The 18,079-nt window shown below is 33.4% G+C and carries 18 protein-coding genes; 12 read left to right on the forward strand and 6 right to left on the reverse strand.

What is annotated here, in order from left to right:
- The first annotated feature begins 99 nt into the window (after window positions 1-99).
- From GB234_RS06520 to GB234_RS06565, 10 genes are all read left to right on the forward strand, one after another.
- Window positions 100-1,179: an LptF/LptG family permease gene (locus tag GB234_RS06520; RefSeq protein WP_151893696.1), complete on the forward strand. Its 1,080-nt coding sequence runs from the start codon at window positions 100-102 to the stop codon at window positions 1,177-1,179.
- Entirely contained in the window at window positions 1,166-2,068 is a 903-nt protein-coding gene (locus tag GB234_RS06525; RefSeq protein WP_151893697.1) for a DMT family transporter, read from the forward strand. The genes GB234_RS06520 and GB234_RS06525 overlap by 14 nt, the downstream gene beginning before the upstream one ends.
- A 53-nt stretch (window positions 2,069-2,121) precedes the next feature.
- Window positions 2,122-3,075 (forward strand): acetyl-CoA carboxylase carboxyltransferase subunit alpha, encoded by a 954-nt coding sequence (locus GB234_RS06530; RefSeq protein WP_151893698.1) that lies wholly within the window; start codon window positions 2,122-2,124, stop codon window positions 3,073-3,075.
- Window positions 3,076-3,241: 166 nt separating this feature from the next.
- Window positions 3,242-4,795 carry a replicative DNA helicase gene (dnaB, locus tag GB234_RS06535; protein ID WP_151893699.1) on the forward strand — a complete coding sequence of 518 codons (1,554 nt, stop codon included), beginning with the start codon at window positions 3,242-3,244 and terminating at the stop codon, window positions 4,793-4,795.
- A gap of 276 nt (window positions 4,796-5,071) precedes the next feature.
- Window positions 5,072-5,305, forward strand: a complete 234-nt coding sequence (locus GB234_RS06540) for a phage tail protein (protein WP_151893700.1) — start codon at window positions 5,072-5,074, stop codon at window positions 5,303-5,305.
- 388 nt (window positions 5,306-5,693) lie between these two features.
- On the forward strand, window positions 5,694-6,953 hold the full coding sequence (locus GB234_RS06545) for an asparagine synthetase B (protein ID WP_151893701.1): 1,260 nt from the start codon (window positions 5,694-5,696) through the stop codon (window positions 6,951-6,953).
- Window positions 6,954-6,977: 24 nt separating this feature from the next.
- On the forward strand, window positions 6,978-7,346 hold the full coding sequence (locus tag GB234_RS06550; protein ID WP_151893702.1) for a DUF2200 domain-containing protein: 369 nt from the start codon (window positions 6,978-6,980) through the stop codon (window positions 7,344-7,346).
- A gap of 63 nt (window positions 7,347-7,409) precedes the next feature.
- Window positions 7,410-7,967, forward strand: a complete 558-nt coding sequence (locus GB234_RS06555; protein WP_151893703.1) for an NUDIX hydrolase — start codon at window positions 7,410-7,412, stop codon at window positions 7,965-7,967.
- A 108-nt stretch (window positions 7,968-8,075) separates the two neighbouring features.
- Window positions 8,076-8,450: a hypothetical protein gene (locus GB234_RS06560; RefSeq protein WP_151893704.1), complete on the forward strand. Its 375-nt coding sequence runs from the start codon at window positions 8,076-8,078 to the stop codon at window positions 8,448-8,450.
- Window positions 8,451-8,544: 94 nt separating this feature from the next.
- Entirely contained in the window at window positions 8,545-9,078 is a 534-nt protein-coding gene (locus tag GB234_RS06565) for a hypothetical protein (protein ID WP_151893705.1), read from the forward strand.
- 207 nt (window positions 9,079-9,285) lie between these two features.
- Here GB234_RS06565 and GB234_RS06570 read toward each other — a convergent pair whose 3' ends face one another.
- Entirely contained in the window at window positions 9,286-11,157 is a 1,872-nt protein-coding gene (locus GB234_RS06570) for a B12-binding domain-containing radical SAM protein (RefSeq protein ID WP_151893706.1), read from the reverse strand.
- Between the two features lie 114 nt (window positions 11,158-11,271).
- Window positions 11,272-12,909: an ABC-F family ATP-binding cassette domain-containing protein gene (locus tag GB234_RS06575; RefSeq protein WP_151893707.1), complete on the reverse strand. Its 1,638-nt coding sequence runs from the start codon at window positions 12,907-12,909 to the stop codon at window positions 11,272-11,274.
- 299 nt (window positions 12,910-13,208) lie between these two features.
- Between GB234_RS06575 and GB234_RS06580 the strand changes: the two genes are divergently transcribed.
- Window positions 13,209-13,484, forward strand: coding sequence for an EF-hand domain-containing protein (locus tag GB234_RS06580; protein ID WP_151893708.1), 276 nt, complete (start codon window positions 13,209-13,211; stop codon window positions 13,482-13,484).
- 104 nt (window positions 13,485-13,588) lie between these two features.
- The gene (locus GB234_RS06585) at window positions 13,589-14,089 is read left to right on the forward strand and encodes a hypothetical protein (RefSeq protein WP_151893709.1); all 501 of its coding nucleotides are present in this window, start codon (window positions 13,589-13,591) and stop codon (window positions 14,087-14,089) included.
- 130 nt (window positions 14,090-14,219) lie between these two features.
- On the opposite strand, the gene rplT is transcribed toward GB234_RS06585, so the two are convergent.
- The 4 genes from rplT to thrS all read right to left on the reverse strand — a co-directional run bounded on the left by rplT (window position 14,220) and on the right by thrS (window position 17,521).
- Window positions 14,220-14,564: a 50S ribosomal protein L20 gene (rplT, locus tag GB234_RS06590; RefSeq protein WP_151893710.1), complete on the reverse strand. Its 345-nt coding sequence runs from the start codon at window positions 14,562-14,564 to the stop codon at window positions 14,220-14,222.
- A 96-nt stretch (window positions 14,565-14,660) separates the two neighbouring features.
- Window positions 14,661-14,858, reverse strand: coding sequence for a 50S ribosomal protein L35 (gene rpmI, locus GB234_RS06595; protein WP_068762361.1), 198 nt, complete (start codon window positions 14,856-14,858; stop codon window positions 14,661-14,663).
- 98 nt (window positions 14,859-14,956) lie between these two features.
- Window positions 14,957-15,469, reverse strand: coding sequence for a translation initiation factor IF-3 (gene infC, locus GB234_RS06600; protein ID WP_262714106.1), 513 nt, complete (start codon window positions 15,467-15,469; stop codon window positions 14,957-14,959).
- Window positions 15,470-15,571: 102 nt separating this feature from the next.
- Complete coding sequence (gene thrS / locus GB234_RS06605) at window positions 15,572-17,521, reverse strand: threonine--tRNA ligase (protein WP_151893712.1); 1,950 nt, start codon at window positions 17,519-17,521, stop codon at window positions 15,572-15,574.
- Window positions 17,522-18,079: the final 558 nt, after the last annotated feature.

The raw sequence follows: 18,079 nt of genomic DNA on the forward strand, positions 1-18,079 counted from the left end.
GACTAGGTCTTTAATAGAAAAAAGTATATTAATTTCTTCGGAAATATTAGACAACCAATAACGTTTTATAAACTTAACAACAAACCCATTTAACCTCGCATGCTCAGCATCCTTGATAAATACATATTAAAACGATACTTAGGGACATTTTTGCTCCTACTATTGCTTTTTATACCTATTGGGATTACGGTGAATCTTGCTGAAAAAATTGATAAAATTTTAGCAAACGAAGTTCCTTTTCTCGAGGTCGCAATTTACTATCTAGATTTCACAGTTTATTTTGCTAATCTGTTGTTTCCATTATTTCTGTTTTTGTCAGTTATTTGGTTTACTTCAAAACTTGCTAATAATACTGAAATTATTGCTTTTTTAAGCAGTGGTGTTTCATACTACAGGTTTTTACGTCCTTATATGATAGGTGCAACTATAGTGTGTATTGGGGCTTTTTTCTTGGGAATGTATCTTGCCCCAATTGCCAGCCAAGGGTTCAATGATTTTACCTACAAGCATCTTAAAAAAGGGAAAAAAGCGTATGAGAATACAAACGTTTACAGGCAACTAAATGAAAATCAATATTTATATGTTGGTTATTTTAATGTTACCGAAAAAACAGGAACTAATTTTACATTAGAGGAATTTGATGGACCTAAGATGGTCAATAAAATATCTGCCAACCGAATTCAATTTAATGAGGCAGATTCTACATATACTTTATTTAAATATAAAGAACGCAGAGTGGGAGAATTTGGAGATGAACTAATTTCAGAGGCAAAAAGAGATACCATATTTGATTTTGACTTAGATGACTTAACTCCAGTAAAATATATAGCAGAAACACTCAACCTTAATGAGTTAAACGACTTTATTGCTAGAGAAAAAGAAAAGGGTTCATCTTACATAAGCAGATACGAGGTTGTGCGATATAAACGATGGAGTTTACCAGTATCTGCTTACATTTTAACCATCATCGCTGTGGCAGTTTCATCTGTTAAACGTCGTGGAGGAATGGGAGTAAACCTAGCCATTGGTATCGCTATTGGAATGGTATTTATATTCTTTGATAAAATTTTTGGGACCCTTGCAGAGCAGAGTGACTTCTCTCCTTTTATTGCAACATGGGCACCTAATATGGTCTTCGCCGTACTGGCAATATACCTTTTAAGAAATGCAAAACGCTAAATTACTCAATTACCTTCATCTCCATTTCATAGTTTTTATTTGGGGTTTTACAGCTGTTTTAGGAGCGCTTATTAGTATTGAAGCAATCCCTTTGGTTTGGTATCGTATGTTGATAGCGAGTCTATTAATTTTTGGATGGGTAGTATACAAGAAGACACCCTTAAAATTTCCGAAGAAAACACTTGCAGGGTTTTTAATAGCGGGTGCTATTATTGCAGCACATTGGTTAACATTTTTTGGTGCAATAAAAGTGTCAAATGTTTCAATAACACTTGCAGTACTTTCAACGGGAGCTTTTTTTACTTCTATTTTAGAGCCTATTTATTATAAGCGAAAAGTAATCTGGTATGAGGTTGCATTTGGCGTATTAGTCATAGCTGGGTTATGCATCATATTTAATGTAGAGGGTGATTATTTTTGGGGTATCGTAATGGCATTAACTTCGGCATTTTTGAGTGCTTTGTTTTCTGTAATCAATGGCAAATTTGCGGTAAAATATGATGCTTCGGTAATATCATTTTATGAATTAGGTTTTGGGATGTTGTGTATTACAGTGTACCTGCTTTTTAGTGGGAGTTTTACAGCAGAGTTTTTTAAATTACAAATGTCAGATTGGGTATATCTTGCTATTTTAGCTTCGGCTTGTACGGCTTATGCATTTATTGCCAGTGTGCATGTAATGAAATGGATTAGTCCATATACAGTGATGTTGACCATAAATATGGAGCCTGTTTATGGTATTATCCTCGCGCTACTCATTTTAGGAGACAGTGAAAATATGAGTCCGCAGTTTTATTATGGAGCAGCTCTAATAGTAATGACTGTAGTAGCTAACGGAATCATCAAAAACAAAACTCAAAGAAAAAAAAGACGTTTAGGTAATAGCTAATAACATTATTTTATCTTTGCAGACAGACCAAAAATTAAAAGTCCAAGAATATTATGGAATACCTTGATTTTGAATTACCAATAAAGGAATTGCAAGAGCAATACGAAAAGGCATGTGCGATAGGCGAGGAGAGTGATGTTGATGTGAAGAAGACTTGCCAGCAGATTGAGAAGAAATTAAAAGAAGCTAAAAAAGACATCTATAAAAATTTGACGCCATGGCAGCGTGTGCAATTATCACGTCACCCTAACCGTCCATATACTATGGACTACATCAACGCTATTTGTGGAGATTCGTTTGTAGAGTTACATGGCGATAGAGGTTTTAAAGATGATAAAGCAATGGTAGGAGGCCTAGGAAAAATAGGAGACCAGAGCTATATGTTTATTGGCCAACAAAAAGGATACAATACTAAAACAAGACAATATCGCAACTTTGGGATGGCAAATCCAGAAGGATACCGTAAAGCATTGCGCTTAATGAAAAGTGCAGAGAAATTTGGAATTCCTGTAGTTTGCTTAATTGACACTCCAGGTGCCTACCCAGGATTAGAAGCAGAAGAGCGCGGTCAAGGGGAAGCTATTGCAAGAAACATTCTTGAAATGACACGACTTAAAGTGCCTATAATTGTTGTGATTATTGGAGAAGGAGCAAGTGGTGGAGCTTTAGGAATAGGTGTAGGTGATAAAGTGTTAATGTTAGAAAATACATGGTATTCAGTAATCTCACCAGAGAGTTGTTCTTCAATTTTATGGCGTAGTTGGGAGTTTAAAGAACAAGCTGCGGAGGCCTTAAAACTAACAGCAACTGACATGAAAAAGCAGAAACTTATTGATGTAATTGTAAAAGAACCACTAGGTGGAGCTCATGCTAATAGAGCAGAAACTTTTCAAATAGTTTCTACTGCAATTTCAAAAGAATATAAAGCTTTAAAAGACTTATCACCAAAAGATTTAGTTGACCAGAGGATGGAAAAATATTCAGAAATGGGAGTCTTCAAAGGCTAGTTGTAACGATACCAACGATTTTTAAAATCTGGAGTTTCTACTTCAGATTTTTTTTATGCTTATTAACAATAATATAGAGTTATTAACAGTTGATTTGTTAATGACCTGTGAACAGTGCAGGCCTAAATTTTAGCCGTTCACTTAACAATTTCTTTACATTCGCTATATGGAAAAAGTACAATCTAAAACCTCATTTGCTAAGCGCCCATCTCAAATTATAAATTTAGAGAAAGGGAAAATTCCGCCACAAGCAATTGATTTAGAGGAAGTTGTGCTTGGGGCGATGATGATTGATAAAAAAGGTGTTGATGAGGTGATTGATATTCTCAACCCAGATGTATTCTATAAAGAAGCACATCAACACATATTTGAAGCTATTCACACCTTGTTTGTAAACAGTGAACCAGTTGACTTATTAACCGTTTCATCACAGTTAAAACGTAGTCTAACATTAGAGCAGGCAGGAGGCGAATTTTACCTCATTCAGTTAACGCAAAAAGTATCATCTTCTGCACATATTGAATTTCATGCACGTATCATCCTTCAAAAATTTATTCAACGTAGTTTGATTAAAATTTCAAATGAAATTATCGAAGAATCGTATGATGAAGCAACAGATGTTTTTGACTTATTAGATACAGCCGAAAGTAAATTATATGATATCACACAAGGAAATATTAAACGTTCCAGTGAGACAGCTCAAGATTTAGTAATACAAGCAAAAAAGCGTATTGAAGAAATTGCAAATCAAGAAGGACTCTCTGGAGTTCCTAGTGGTTTTGAATTAGTAGACAAGTTGACATCTGGATGGCAACCTAGTGATTTAATAATCATCGCTGCACGTCCAGGTATGGGTAAAACGGCATTAACGTTATCCATGGCTCGTAATATGGCAGTGCAACACAATATACCTGTAGCATTTTTCTCGTGTGAGATGTCATCCGTACAATTAATAACACGTTTGATCTCAAGTGAAACTGGGCTTTCTTCTGAAAAGTTGAGAACTGGAAATCTTGAAAAGCATGAATGGGAACAATTAAATGTAAAAGTAAAAGGACTTGAAAAAGCACCTTTATTTATTGACGATACACCTTCACTTTCTATTTTTGACCTTAGAGCAAAAGCAAGGCGTCTTGCATCCCAACACGGTATTAAAATGATCATGATTGATTACTTGCAATTAATGACTGCCGGAGGAAATAAAAATGGAGGAAATCGTGAACAAGAAATTTCAACCATTTCTAGAAACCTTAAAGCACTTGCAAAAGAACTTAATATCCCAGTAATTGCATTATCGCAGTTGTCACGTGCTGTTGAAACCCGTGGTGGGAGTAAGCGCCCATTGTTGAGTGACCTTCGTGAGTCTGGTGCAATTGAGCAAGATGCAGATATTGTATCATTTATCTACCGTCCAGAATATTACAAAATTGAAGAGTGGGATGACGAGGAAAACTCACCTACAGATGGACAAGCTGAGTTTATTGTTGCTAAGCACCGTAACGGTGGATTAGATGAAATTAGATTACGTTTCTTAGGACATTTAGGTAAGTTTGAAAACCTAGAAACTTTTCCATTTACAAACGAAATAGCTTCAAGTATGAACGCTGCAGCAAACGATGATACTTTTAAAACACCCAACTTCCCATCTGCTGAGGATGCCTTTGGAAGTTCTATGAATGATGATTTGTCACCAGAAGGTGAGGATGAAGTACCTTTTTAGAATTTCAAATTATGCTTGGTTGAGCGAAGTTCAATTTTTCATATAGTACTTATATAATAATTGGTATAAAATCTTTTCCTCACTTCGGAAATTTCAATCCTGCCTATTATTTTGTTGTTTAAAATTTAAAGAGTAATACATTTTTTTACATAAATCAAGCACACTTCCTACGTAATCAGCTTATATTCAGTAAAATAGGTGTTTTTACGTATTGTAATGCCTAAAATTTAGCGTACTATTATAACATTATTTTTTATTAATTTAATTTTTAATGTTATGGAAATGTATTTAGGACAAGTATTACTATTTGCAGGTAATTTCACGCCTGTAAATTGGGCAATCTGTGAAGGACAGATATTACAAATAAGTCAAAATCAATCGCTATTTGCAATTTTGGGAACCCGATTTGGAGGCGATGGAAGAGAAACTTTCGGTCTGCCTAAAATTGCAAGTCATGATGGGATTAATTATATAATTTGTGTTAATGGCATTTTTCCGTCAAGAAATTAATTGAGTGAGTACGCCAATAAAATACATTTAGATTTCTATATTTTTTCTTTCTTCGGAAATTTCAATCTTGCCTATTATTTCGTTATTTAAAATTTCCGAAGATATTGTCGTTGTGTTAATATAAATATTGAATTACTCTCCAATACCATTTTAAAAGTGGAACAGGCGAAGCTCAATGTGACAACGCTTTTTAATCAATATACTTCTGTCTGCTTAAACATAGTCGATACCTATTTTTAACAACAACACTAAAAACCAAAACCTATCAACTTACCCACACATTATATTTTAAGCAATTAACCAATAATTCATTCTTGGCTTAAAATTTGTCATTAAAAAACTCCCACCTACAAGGGAAACTTTTATCTTGTAAACGAAATACAATTTTATGTCAAAATACACTATAGTCCTTTTGTTATTTCTTTTTGGTTGGAGCGCAAACGCCTCTTATATTTTAATCCCAATGGATGAAGATGGACAAAAAGAACATTTAAAAGCCTACGGAATTACCTACTGGACACTCGAAAAAAATGCAAAAGTAAAATGGTTGCTTAACTATCGTGGAGGTTCATTTTTGATTCCAGATAGCGAAGAAATTAGAAAAGAATGCCAAATTAGAGGTGTCTCATTCGAAGTTTTAAGTGATTCGAAAACGGAGCAAATCCTTACAGATATTGCTAGCCCTTCTCAAAACATGGAAGCTGTGGTCCTTGAAAAAGCACCTAAAATTGCTGTTTATTCTCCAAAGGGAAATTTGCCTTGGGATGATGCTGTAACTATGGTTTTAACGTATGCGGAGATCCCGTATAAAACTATCTATGATGAAGAAGTGCTGGGTGATGAGTTGATATTGTACGACTGGTTACACCTTCACCACGAGGACTTTACGGGACAATACGGTAAATTTTATAGAGCCTATCGATCAGCACCTTGGTATATTGAAGAGAAGAAAAAGAGCGAGGAATTAGCAACTAAATTGGGCTACAATAAAGTAAGCGAAGAAAAAGGAGCTGTTGCTCTTAAAATTAGAGACTATGTTGTGGGTGGAGGATTTATGTTTGCTATGTGTAGCGCGACAGATAGTTTTGATATTGCCCTTGCTGCTGAAGGTGTCGATATCTGTGAGCCTATGTTTGACGGAGACCCAAGCGAACCTAATTATCAAAATAAAATTGATGATAAAAAAACATTTGCGTTTAAGGACTTTACTCTAGAGCGTAGTCCAATGGTGTATGAGTTTTCATCTATTGATATGACAACAAAAAGAAAAGTACATAAAGAAACAGACTATTTTTCATTGATGGATTACTCGGCTAAGTGGGATCCTATTCCTTGTATGCTTGTACAAAACCACACATCATTAGTAAAAGGATTTATGGGGCAAACAACAAGTTACCAGCGAGAAGAGATTAAAAGTAATGTACTTATTATGGGTGAGCACAAAGCAACTGGAGAAGCTCGATACATTCATGGTATTAAAGGAAAAGGTTTTTTTACTTTTTATGGAGGTCATGATCCTGAAGACTATCAGCACAGAGTGGGTGATGCAAAAACAGAACTCGCACTTCACCCCAACTCCCCAGGATATCGTTTAATTTTAAACAATGTGTTATTTCCTGCAGCAAAGAAGAAAAAGCAAAAAACTTGATTTTATAATTAATATAAATACCATATGATAGTTACAGCAGCACATAATGAAAGAATTGCTAAGATGATATTTGCATCAGTATATCCACATTATGTAACTAAGGTAGAGAAGAAGGAAAGAACAAAAGAAGAATTACATCAAGTAATTGAATGGTTAACTGGTTTTAATAAAACTGATTTACAAGTATTAATTGATGAGAAAGTTACTTTTGAAATGTTTTTTCAAAGAGCAAATTTACACCCCAATGCTCACTTAATTAAAGGTTTGATTTGCGGGTATCGAATAGAGGAAATTGATAATTCGCTAACTCAGAAAGTTAGGTATTTAGACAAATTAGTAGATGAATTGGCAAGAGGGCGAAAATTAAATAAAATTTTGCGTCAAGAAAATTAGTATTGATCATTCTCGAATTTTTATAAAAAAACCAATTAATTTTATTTTAGGTTACCTTTTTAAATGCTACACTTGAAAACCCATTACCATCCAGAAATTAAAACTCTAGAAAATAAAACTATATTCACACGGCTTTCTACTAGGAGCATAACGCTACAAGGTGATAAAATCTTACTTATGTATACTAAACGATACGAAGATTATAGTCTTCCTGGTGGCGGTTTAGATTTAAATGAGGATAAAATTGTAGGAATGTCAAGAGAGCTTAATGAAGAAACCGGTGCTATAGATATTTGTAATATTAAATTTTTTGGAATTTATGAAGAATATAGACCTTGGTATAAGTCAGACTTTGATATTCAGCATATGATTTCATATTGCTATACTTGTGATATTAATAAAGAACTTGGTGTTTCAAAATTAGAACCGTACGAAATAAACAATGGTATGAAACCTGTGTGGATTAATATTCATGATGCTATAAGTCATAATGAAAATACAATGGTCACTAGTGAAAAGAAAGGAATGTCTATAGAACGAGAAACCTTTTTACTAAAACTTATTGCAAAACAATTTAATTTGAAAGAGTTAGATGACTTAAGAGTTATGAACGCTGTTTAAATTTTAACTAAACCTTATATTAAAAACTATTCCTTTTAAATTTCCTTTGTATTAATATTTTAAGTGGTCAAATTTCTTTGAATTAAGAATACCAATTACATCATTATATTGAAAACGTTTCAAAAAATAGGTAGTTTCATTGTACTGTCTGTACTTTTATCAGTATCAGTTAGTGCTGGAAATTTGGCTTTTTTAGAGTCTTCAATTGATGCTCCGGTAACTGAAGAACATTCGGTACAATCCAAAGCTACTATTGGGATGTATTTTTTACTTCGGTCTGAAGCAGAATTTTTAGTAAATGTTCCCAAGCCAGATTCAATACTTTTTTCCTTTGAGGATGAAACTTCAAAAACTAATGGGTTACTTAATAGAAGTCGTAAGTTATCTTTATATAAAGGAGGTAAGTCTCAATATTTTAATCTCATTTTTCTTAATAATTCCTTTTTAAAGGATATTATGTACCCTTTCCACTCTTTCTGGTAAATACTAGTGTTTCATTTTAAAATTAAAAAATTCGCATCGTTAAATTTAAAACGATGCAAACTCACTATACATATTATCAAAAACATTAAACACCATGGAAACAGGAATGATTGTTATATTCATTATACTATTATTAGTATGCACACTACCATTTATATTAATTACTAGAAACACAAAAAAAAGAGAGAAACAGCTTAAAGCAGCATTAATAGCTAAAATCTCTAAAAATAACGGAGCATTATTAGAGTTTGAAATTAATAACAATGCTATCATAGGGTTAGACAATAAAAATCAATTGTATTACTACAGTAACACTCAAGAACAAGAACACCTACAGAGCATAAATCTCAATGATGTAAAATCTTGTAAAGTAGTAAAAGATACAAAACGCGTAAAAAGCGGAAAATCTGAATATGAATTAGCGCAACGAATAGCTCTTATATTTAGTTTTCAACGTGATGGTATCACTGAAAAATTTGAGATTTATAATAACGATGATAGTTCGCAACTTGATGGCGAAATTGCATTAGCTGAAAAGTGGGAACAAAAAGTAACTGCATTATTATCAAAAAAGAGAACAAGTTTTGAGACTGGTAAAACGAAACAAGTTACTGTAGCATTGGGATAAGCTATAAACTAAAATAGTTTTTAGAGTGCATTTTACATAAGGGTTGGAACATTTCAACCCTTATTTTTTCAGTTTATAATAGTTTTTGAAAGTAAATGGAGGTTTTGTTTTTAAAATTTTCAATAAGATTGCCAAGCTCGTTAAAGTTGTAATGAACTCTTTTAAATTATTTGTTTTCTGAAATTTCGGCTTCCGAAGAAATAGAAGTTATAAAAAAATCTCTTGAGATAAAAAACTTTCAATTAAATTCTTGGAATGGGTGATGTTAGGAATAGGAAATTCAAACCAATTTTGTAAATCTTCTTCAAATCCTACACCATTTAAATAATTGTGTAACGCAAGATTTAATCCCTTTGTATATTTAGTATGTTTAGCTCCTTGTGGGTCTTTATGAGTTAAATCATTTTGAGCAAATCCTTCAAAAGTAGGACCTGTTATTTCTATACCAAATTCTTGAGGGTTTTGTCCAATGGGGCTGTGAATAGTGGTCGTAAATTGATGCCAAAACGCAGATTGAATACAGTTTTTTTCAAATAGTTGCCTCACGACTTCTAAGGCATCAATGGTTTCTTGTTCAGTCTGGGTTGGAAATCCATACATAAGGTATGCATGTACCATGATGTTATTTTGAGAAAAATTATGTGTGACTTTAGTAACTTGAGCAATATCGACGCCTTTTTTCATTTTGGTCAATAGTCTGTCTGAGGCTACTTCTAATCCACCAGTAACTGCTATACAACCAGATCTTGCCATTAGCTCACATAATTCAAAACTAAACGTTTTTTCAAATCTAATATTTGTCCACCAAGTTATGTGTACGTTTCTTTCTATTAATGTGTTTGATAATGCTCTCAACATTTTTGGAGGAGCGGCTTCATCAACAAAATGGAAACCAGTTATACCTGTGTCCTTGACTATTTTTTCAATTTTATTTACTAAGTCGTTTGCTGTAGTATTTTGGTAATTGCCAATATAATCTAAATTTACATCACAAAAGGAACATTGTTTCCAATAACACCCGTGCGAAATGGTCAATTTATTCCATCGAGCATCTGTCCACATACGATGCATTGGGTTTACTACATCTAAAAATGATACATATTTTTGAAAAGGTAACCCAGAATAATCTGGTGCGGGTAGATTTTTATGATGATAAATAGTATTCGGAATCTTATTCCTGTAAACTACGGCATCGTTTTCTAAGATGAAAGTGCGTTCAAGTTCATTTATGTCAACGTTTCCTTCAAGATAATTAATGATTTTTAGTAAAGGGCCTTCTCCATCATCAAGCGAAATGAAATCAACAAAATCAAAAATCCTTGGATCTTTAAGTGAGCGCAGTTCTGTATTACAATATCCGCCACCAAAAGCTACATGAATACCGGGGAAAAACTGTTTGATAAATTGAGCACATCGTAATGCTGCTACTAGATTTCCAGGAAAAGGAATTGTAAAACAAACTAAAATAGGCGTGTGTTTTTGAATTTTTTCCTCAAGAATATTTATCATTTCATCTTCGATGAGCGTAGGTTGATACGTCAATAGTTCATCCAAATGATTAAAACTGCTTGCAGACGTGGCAATTTGCTCGGCATATTTAGTAAATGCAAAAAACTCATCCACATTTGCTTGAATGAAATCTCCTATTTCTTCAATAAAGAGTGTTCCATAGTGCTTTGCCTTATCAATAATGCCTATTTCTCCAGCTTCCCATTTAATATCAGTATTGACTTTTAATAATCGATGCCCTATTGGTAGAAAATTAGGCTCTAGTATTTTATGTGCAGTTTCAATATCCTGTTTTTGAAGAAACCCTATCACTACATCAACCCTTGAAATGTAGCGCTCTTTCATTTTGCTAATTTCTGGGTAGAAGTAATTTTTCAAGTCTGCGGCTTCTTTAAAAATGGCACGCAGAAAATCACTCGTAAAAATAGAAGTGAATAATTCAATACTTAAATCGCAATGCGAAAAAGAAATTTTATTTTCTTCCATAAACCCTTTTAAATATGCACTTGCTGGATACGCAGTATTTAACTGTGTAAATGGGGGTGTGATAAAAAGGATTTTGGTGTGCATTATACAAAGATAGAATTCTACATAATGGAATTATAATTTATTATCTTCTTTTGTAAATGAAAACAATTAAAGTAATTAATTAAAATTTCCGAAGAAAAATAGATGTTATTTATTTTATCCCATCAAATCAATTGCTTTTAAGCTGTCAATTCTATTACGCTCTAAAAATGCATCAATAGATTCAAAATGTTCTATGACACGTTTGTTTTTAAATTCGAAGACTTTTTCAGATAGTCCTTGTAGGAAATCACGGTCGTGAGATACAAGAATCAAAGTACCGTCAAAATCTTGTAATGCTTCTTTAAGGACATCTTTTGATTTTAAATCTAAATGGTTTGTAGGCTCATCAAGGATTAAAAGGTTGACAGGTTCTAATAAGAGTTTGACCATTGCCAGTCTCGTTTTTTCACCACCAGAAAGTACACCTACTTTTTTGTCAATATCATCTCCTTTAAACATAAAACGTCCAAGAATATTTTTAATTCCAGTACGTGCATCTCCTTTTGCGGCATCATCGACGGTTTGAAAAACGGTCATTTCGTTATCGAGTAACGCCGCTTGGTTTTGAGCAAAATACCCTACCTGCACGTTGTGCCCTAAACTACATGTTCCTTCAACTTCAATTTCTCCAAGAATTGATTTGATCATTGTAGATTTACCTTCACCATTTCTTCCCACAAAACTTACTTTTTCTCCACGTTTGATTGACATATTTACATCACTAAATACAACGTGGTCGTCATATTTTTTCGTCAAATGTTCAACTGTTACAGGATAATCACCAGAGCGTTTAGCAGGGGGAAAGCTTAATCTTAATGCAGTATTATCAACTTCATCGATTTCAATAATCTCGAGCTTTTCAAGCATACGCTCACGTGAGGTTACTTGATTTGTTTTTGAATAGGTACCCTTAAAACGTTCGATAAAAGTCATGTTGTCTGCAATAAACTTTTGCTGTTCTTGATACGCTTTAATCTGATGTAAACGCCTGTCTTCTCTCAACTGTAAGTAATGAGAGTAGTTTGCTTTATAATCATAAATACGTCCCATTGTTACTTCAATAGTACGGTTTGTAATGTTATCAATGAATGCACGATCATGTGAAATAACCATCACTGCATTCGCTTTATTTACTAAAAAGTCCTCTAACCAAATTACAGATTCAATATCAATATGGTTTGTTGGCTCATCGAGTAAAATCAAGTCAGGTTTTTGTAATAAAATTTTGGCAAGTTCGATACGCATACGCCATCCTCCAGAAAATTCAGATGTTAATCGGGTAAAATCGGTTTGTTTAAAACCTAAACCTTTAAGTGCTTTTTCAACTTCGGCATCGTAATTTACATCTTCGAGTGCGTAATAACGTTCACCAAGATCAGATACTTTTTCAATGATTGACATATATTCGTCACTTTCATAATCTGTTCTTGTTTCTAGTTGTTTATTCAAAACGTCCATTTCATCACGCATTTTATATACATGACTAAAAGCTTTTGACGCTTCTTCAACTACAGTAGTATTGTCTTCAGTTAATAAATGCTGTGGTAGGTATGCAATGATGGTATCTTTTGGACGGCTCACTTTTCCGCGGGTAGCACTTTGAACGCCTGCAATGATTTTCATCATTGTGGATTTTCCTGCACCGTTTTTTCCCATAAGTGCAATCTTGTCATTTTCATTAATAACAAAATTTACATCTTTAAATAGGGTAGTACCGCTAAATTCAACTGCAATATTATCAACTGTAATCATCTTTTTGAATCCTAAATTTTAAGCTAGCGAAAGTACTAAAATTGGATGGAGTGTTTACAGTTTCAATATTAATTATAGTTATTTGATGGAGCATTATTTTATGATTACAAAAACATATTTAACAATACTTAGCATAGTTTTCAAAACCTTACTTTAAAAATTTAGAGACATTTTTAAAAAATATGGAAACTAAAATTAATTTTTGAATACACTTAAATGAGCAAAAAGTATTACTTAAAAATTCGAAATTTGTTTTCATTATTTATTTAATTAATAAAATCACTTTTAAATCAAAACATATGAGTACAAAAGATGACATCCTTAATAAAATACATTTGTTAATCGCAACCCATTTTTCAAGTCCAAAAGATGCATATAATTTTTTTGACGAAGATGGAAATAGTACTTTGAACAAAAGCGAAATTGTAAAACTTTTGAAGGAAGCCGAAATTTCTGGTTTTATAAGAGGTCTTGTTGCATCAAAACTTATTGAAGGTTATGATAAAGATGGTGATGAAGTTATAAGTTGGGGTGAATTTAAAACTGCTGTTGAGGAGATTTACGAAAAGAATTAAATCATATTAATTTGTGAGAAAATTGGCATTGATTAAAAAGACATTAACACTAGTATAACTTTAATGTCAATACATTTGAAGCTAATTATTCTAACAATTAAATTATGAAAAAATCAATAGTATTTATAGCCCTTGGATTATTATTTTTTACGGGAGCAATGGCCCAAGAAATCTCAAAGAATGCAATAGGTATTCGATTGGGAGACAGTGATGGTTTTGGGGCAGAGGCCAATTATCAAAGAGCAGTAGGCTCAAATAATAATAGATTAGAATTTGCTTTAGGAATTAGAGACAACAAAAATTATTCTGCTTTTAAACTATTAGGATTATATGAGTGGGTATTCAACATCGATGGTGGTTTTAATTGGTATGTAGGTCCTGGAGCTGGAATAGGGCAAATTAACGTAGATGACGGTAGATTTAATAATGGAAGGTTTGAAGATGATGATGAAACATTTGCTTTCTTAGCTGGGGTAGGAGGAATCGAGTATAGTTTTGATTTTCCTTTACTGCTTTCATTAGATGTAAGACCTGAATTAGGTTTTGGCGATTATCGTGATGACTTGGATTTGGATGTAGGCTTAAGCGCACGTTATCAGTTTTAACAATATGAATTAGATTAAGTATGACTAATCCACAACTTATTTTCGCATAAACTTTAATATTATATAAACAAAAATCCCGCTCATATTGAGCGGGATTTTTTATGCGAAATAATAAGAGTTTATAAATATCTTATTTTACTTTTTTTACAATAGCTTCAAAAGCCTCTGGGTGGTTCATGGCAAGATCTGCAAGAACTTTACGGTTCAATTCAATACCTGCTTTTTTCATACCTCCCATAAACTGAGAATAAGACATTCCGTGTTGACGTGCACCTGCGTTAATACGCGTAATCCACAATGCTCTAAATGTTCTTTTCTTGTTTCTACGGTCTCTGTATGAGTAAGACATTGCTTTGTCTACTGCATTCTTAGCAACCGTCCAAACGTTTTTTCTTCTTCCAAAGTAACCTTTGGCTTGTTTTAATACTTTTTTTCTTCGTGCCCTTTTGGCAACGCTGTTTACTGATCTTGGCATTTCTTTAATTTGTTTTTTGTAGTAGGCGATTCATATTTCAGAATACTTTTATAGCGCTACTCCAGGGTTATAAAATTTGTTTAACCGTGAAGACGATTACTTCATTCGAAGCATTTGTTTCACATTACTCTCGTCAGCTTGGTGTACCAAACCGTCGTGAGTTAATTTAAGCTTACGTTTTTTAGACTTCTTTGTTAAGATGTGGCTTTTAAACGCATGCTTTCTTTTAATCTTTCCAGTACCTGTTAGCTTAAAACGCTTCTTTGCACTAGATTTTGTTTTTTGTTTCGGCATGTTTCCTTTATTTATTACTATTTCGCATTTTCCGCTAGGCGGAATATTTTTAGAGCTTTTACATCATACATTAAATGTACATTGTTACTGGCCACTGTTTACTTTTTCTTAGGTGCGATAAACATAATCATACGTTTACCTTCAAGTTTTGGCATTTGTTCTACTTTACCTAGTTCTTCGAGTTCTTGAGCTAATCTAAGCAACAAAATTTCTCCTTGATCTTTGTAAATAATGGAACGTCCTTTAAAAAACACATATGCTTTTAATTTAGCTCCATCTTTTAAAAACTTTTCAGCATGTTTTTTCTTAAACTCATAATCATGATCATCTGTATTAGGACCAAACCTAATTTCTTTGATGATTACTTTTGTCGCTTTAGACTTCATTGCCTTTTCTCGCTTCTTCTGCTCGTAGACAAATTTCTTATAATCCATAACCTTACAAACCGGAGGTTTGGCGTTTGGAGAAATTTCCACAAGATCCAACTCTTGTTCTTCTGCGATGGCAAGTGCTTTTCTTGTAGGGTAGACCCCTATTTCAACATTGTCACCTACTAGACGTACCTCTTCTGCACGAATTTTTCGGTTAATTCTGTGTTGGTCTTCTTTAATGATCCTTGCTGGACCCCTGCTTCTTTTTCTTCGTATTGCTATGGCTTATATACTTTAGTAATTTTCACAAATGCGAAAATCTGGTTATTATAATTGTGGAGGTTAATCCACGTTAAATTCTTTAATTTCATTTTTGATAGCTTCAGAAATCATATTTCCGAAGTCATCCACCGTCATCGATCCTATATCTCCTTCACTATGTTTTCTAACAGATATCGTGCCGTCTTTCTCTTCTTGCTCCCCTAGAATCAACATATATGGGATTTTATTCATTTCGGCTTCCCTAATCTTCTTCCCAATTGTCTCATTTCTGTTATCGACAAGGGCGCGAATTTCGTGATTTTCAAGCAAATTTAAAACTTTTTGAGCGTATTTCTCATATTTTTCACTTAATGATAGTATTGCAACCTGTTCAGGCATTAACCATAAAGGGAAATTTCCTCCCGTATGCTCTAATAAAATAGCAATAAATCGTTCCATACTGCCAAAAGGTGCACGGTGAATCATTACCGGTTGGTGTAACTCATTGTCACTACCTTTATAAGTCAATTCAAAACGCTCTGGTAATTGATAATCAACTTGAATAGTTCCTAACTGCCAACTTCTTCCTAATGCATCTTTCACCATAAAGTCTAACTTAGGTCCATAAAATGCAGCTTCACCCGTTTCAACTATATAATCAAGACCTTTATCTTTTACAGCACTTAATATGGCAGCTTCAGCTTTTTCCCAAGTATTAACATCACCAATGTATTTTTCAGGCTTAGACAAATCTCTTATAGAAACTTGAGTAGTAAAATTTTCAAACCCCAATGATCCAAAAACATATAATACAAGGTCAATTACTTTTTTAAATTCAGCATCTAATTGATCAGGTGTACAAAAAATATGCGCATCATCCTGCGTAAATCCACGAACACGAGTCAAACCGTGCAACTCGCCACTTTGTTCGTAGCGATATACAGTTCCAAACTCAGCAAAGCGTTTTGGTAAATCTTTATATGACCAAGGACTATCTTTATATATCTCACAATGATGAGGACAGTTCATAGGTTTCAGCATAAACTCTTCACCATCATTAGGAGTTTTAATCACTTGAAAACTATCCGCACCGTACTTCTCATAATGCCCAGAAGTTACATATAATTCTTTGCTTCCTATATGTGGAGTTATTACCATTTCGTAACCAGCTTTCTTTTGCGCTTTCTTCAAAAAGTTTTCAAGTCGCTCACGTAATGCTGCACCTTTAGGGAGCCATAAAGGTAACCCTTGACCTACTTTTTGTGAAAAAGTGTAAAGTTGAAGTTCTTTTCCTAACTTTCTGTGGTCTCTTTTTTTAGCCTCTTCTAATAAAGCTAAATACTCTGTTAATTCTTTTTGCTTCGGAAATGTAATTCCATAAATACGCGTAAGTTGTTTATTATTTTCATCACCTCTCCAGTATGCACCGGCAATACTTGTCAATTTTACAGCTTTTATAATCCCAGTATTAGGAATATGACCACCGCGACATAAATCTGTAAAAGAATCATGATCGCAAAAGGTGATTGTTCCATCCTCAAGATTTTCAATTAGCTCAACCTTATATTCGTTTCCTTGTTTTTTATAAAAATCAAGCGCTTCAGCCTTAGTAGAAGAACGTATGGAGAATTCATGTTTTCCGCGAGCAATTTCTATCATTTTCTTTTCTACAGCGGCAAGGTCTTTTTCTGTAAAGGAAATTTCTCCAAAATCAACATCATAATAAAATCCTTTTTCAATTGCGGGTCCTATAGATAGCTTTATTCCAGGGTAGATTTCTTCAAGTGCCTGTGCTAATACGTGTGCAGAAGAATGCCAGAAAGCTTGTTTTCCCTCATCATTTGACCACGTATATAAAATCAAGCTACCATCAGTGGTTAAAGGTGTACTAGTCTCAACCGTTTCTTTATTGAAAGCTGCCGAAATTACATTTCGGGCAAGTCCTTCACTTATACTTTTGGCAACATCCATAGCGGTAGATCCAGCCTTAAACTGTTTCACACTCCCGTCGGGTAACGTAATCGCAATCATAAATTATAATTTTAGAGGGCAAAGATAGTAGGTTTTATTAATTTAGAATATTAAAATAAGGTTATTCATAGCTCAATCTTATTGTCAATAAACCTATCTTTTTGAGTTTTGATAAGGAAGTTGTTTTAGCTTACTTACCTTATAGCTATATTTAGTATGTTTTTGGGCGTTACCAATTAATATTCCGTCGTGCCTCCAGCCTATTAATTGGTCGGGCTGTACGTTATATCTTTTAAAAAGCAGAGAAAGCTTCTTAAAAGGATGTCACTTCCATCCCTAACCCGAGCTCTTAGTGCTTTTTGAAGTATAATAATAGAGGGGTGTCTAGGTTTACCAATTGCTTTTAATATAAATTTAAACAATAATGTTCGGAGATTACTATATTATATACGTTCTAAAAGTCAATTGTTTTAAGCCATTTCAAAGTTTAGGTCTCTGTGTTTATTTTGTTGGGTACTTTTTTATAATAATTTGGTATATATATATTAAGGTATAGATGTGATTTAACATTTGTTTTTGGTTAAGATCTGAGTTTCCAAACAGTTAAGAAAGGAATGA

Origin of the sequence: Patiriisocius marinistellae (assembly GCF_009014635.1) — a bacterium.
GTDB classification, from domain to species: domain Bacteria; phylum Bacteroidota; class Bacteroidia; order Flavobacteriales; family Flavobacteriaceae; genus Patiriisocius; species Patiriisocius marinistellae.

Coding starts and splice junctions, on each gene's coding strand:
- GB234_RS06545 (WP_151893701.1), top strand. CDS start 5,694: ATGTCAAAATACACTATAGTCCTTTTGTTATTTCTTTTTGGTTGGAGC.
- GB234_RS06555 (WP_151893703.1), top strand. CDS start 7,410: ATGCTACACTTGAAAACCCATTACCATCCAGAAATTAAAACTCTAGAA.
- GB234_RS06580 (WP_151893708.1), top strand. CDS start 13,209: ATGAGTACAAAAGATGACATCCTTAATAAAATACATTTGTTAATCGCA.
- rplT (WP_151893710.1), bottom strand. CDS start 14,564: ATGCCAAGATCAGTAAACAGCGTTGCCAAAAGGGCACGAAGAAAAAAA.
- GB234_RS06525 (WP_151893697.1), top strand. CDS start 1,166: ATGCAAAACGCTAAATTACTCAATTACCTTCATCTCCATTTCATAGTT.
- GB234_RS06520 (WP_151893696.1), top strand. CDS start 100: ATGCTCAGCATCCTTGATAAATACATATTAAAACGATACTTAGGGACA.
- dnaB (WP_151893699.1), top strand. CDS start 3,242: ATGGAAAAAGTACAATCTAAAACCTCATTTGCTAAGCGCCCATCTCAA.
- GB234_RS06585 (WP_151893709.1), top strand. CDS start 13,589: ATGAAAAAATCAATAGTATTTATAGCCCTTGGATTATTATTTTTTACG.
- GB234_RS06550 (WP_151893702.1), top strand. CDS start 6,978: ATGATAGTTACAGCAGCACATAATGAAAGAATTGCTAAGATGATATTT.
- thrS (WP_151893712.1), bottom strand. CDS start 17,521: ATGATTGCGATTACGTTACCCGACGGGAGTGTGAAACAGTTTAAGGCT.
- GB234_RS06565 (WP_151893705.1), top strand. CDS start 8,545: ATGGAAACAGGAATGATTGTTATATTCATTATACTATTATTAGTATGC.
- GB234_RS06570 (WP_151893706.1), bottom strand. CDS start 11,157: ATGCACACCAAAATCCTTTTTATCACACCCCCATTTACACAGTTAAAT.
- GB234_RS06530 (WP_151893698.1), top strand. CDS start 2,122: ATGGAATACCTTGATTTTGAATTACCAATAAAGGAATTGCAAGAGCAA.
- GB234_RS06575 (WP_151893707.1), bottom strand. CDS start 12,909: ATGATTACAGTTGATAATATTGCAGTTGAATTTAGCGGTACTACCCTA.
- rpmI (WP_068762361.1), bottom strand. CDS start 14,858: ATGCCGAAACAAAAAACAAAATCTAGTGCAAAGAAGCGTTTTAAGCTA.
- GB234_RS06540 (WP_151893700.1), top strand. CDS start 5,072: ATGGAAATGTATTTAGGACAAGTATTACTATTTGCAGGTAATTTCACG.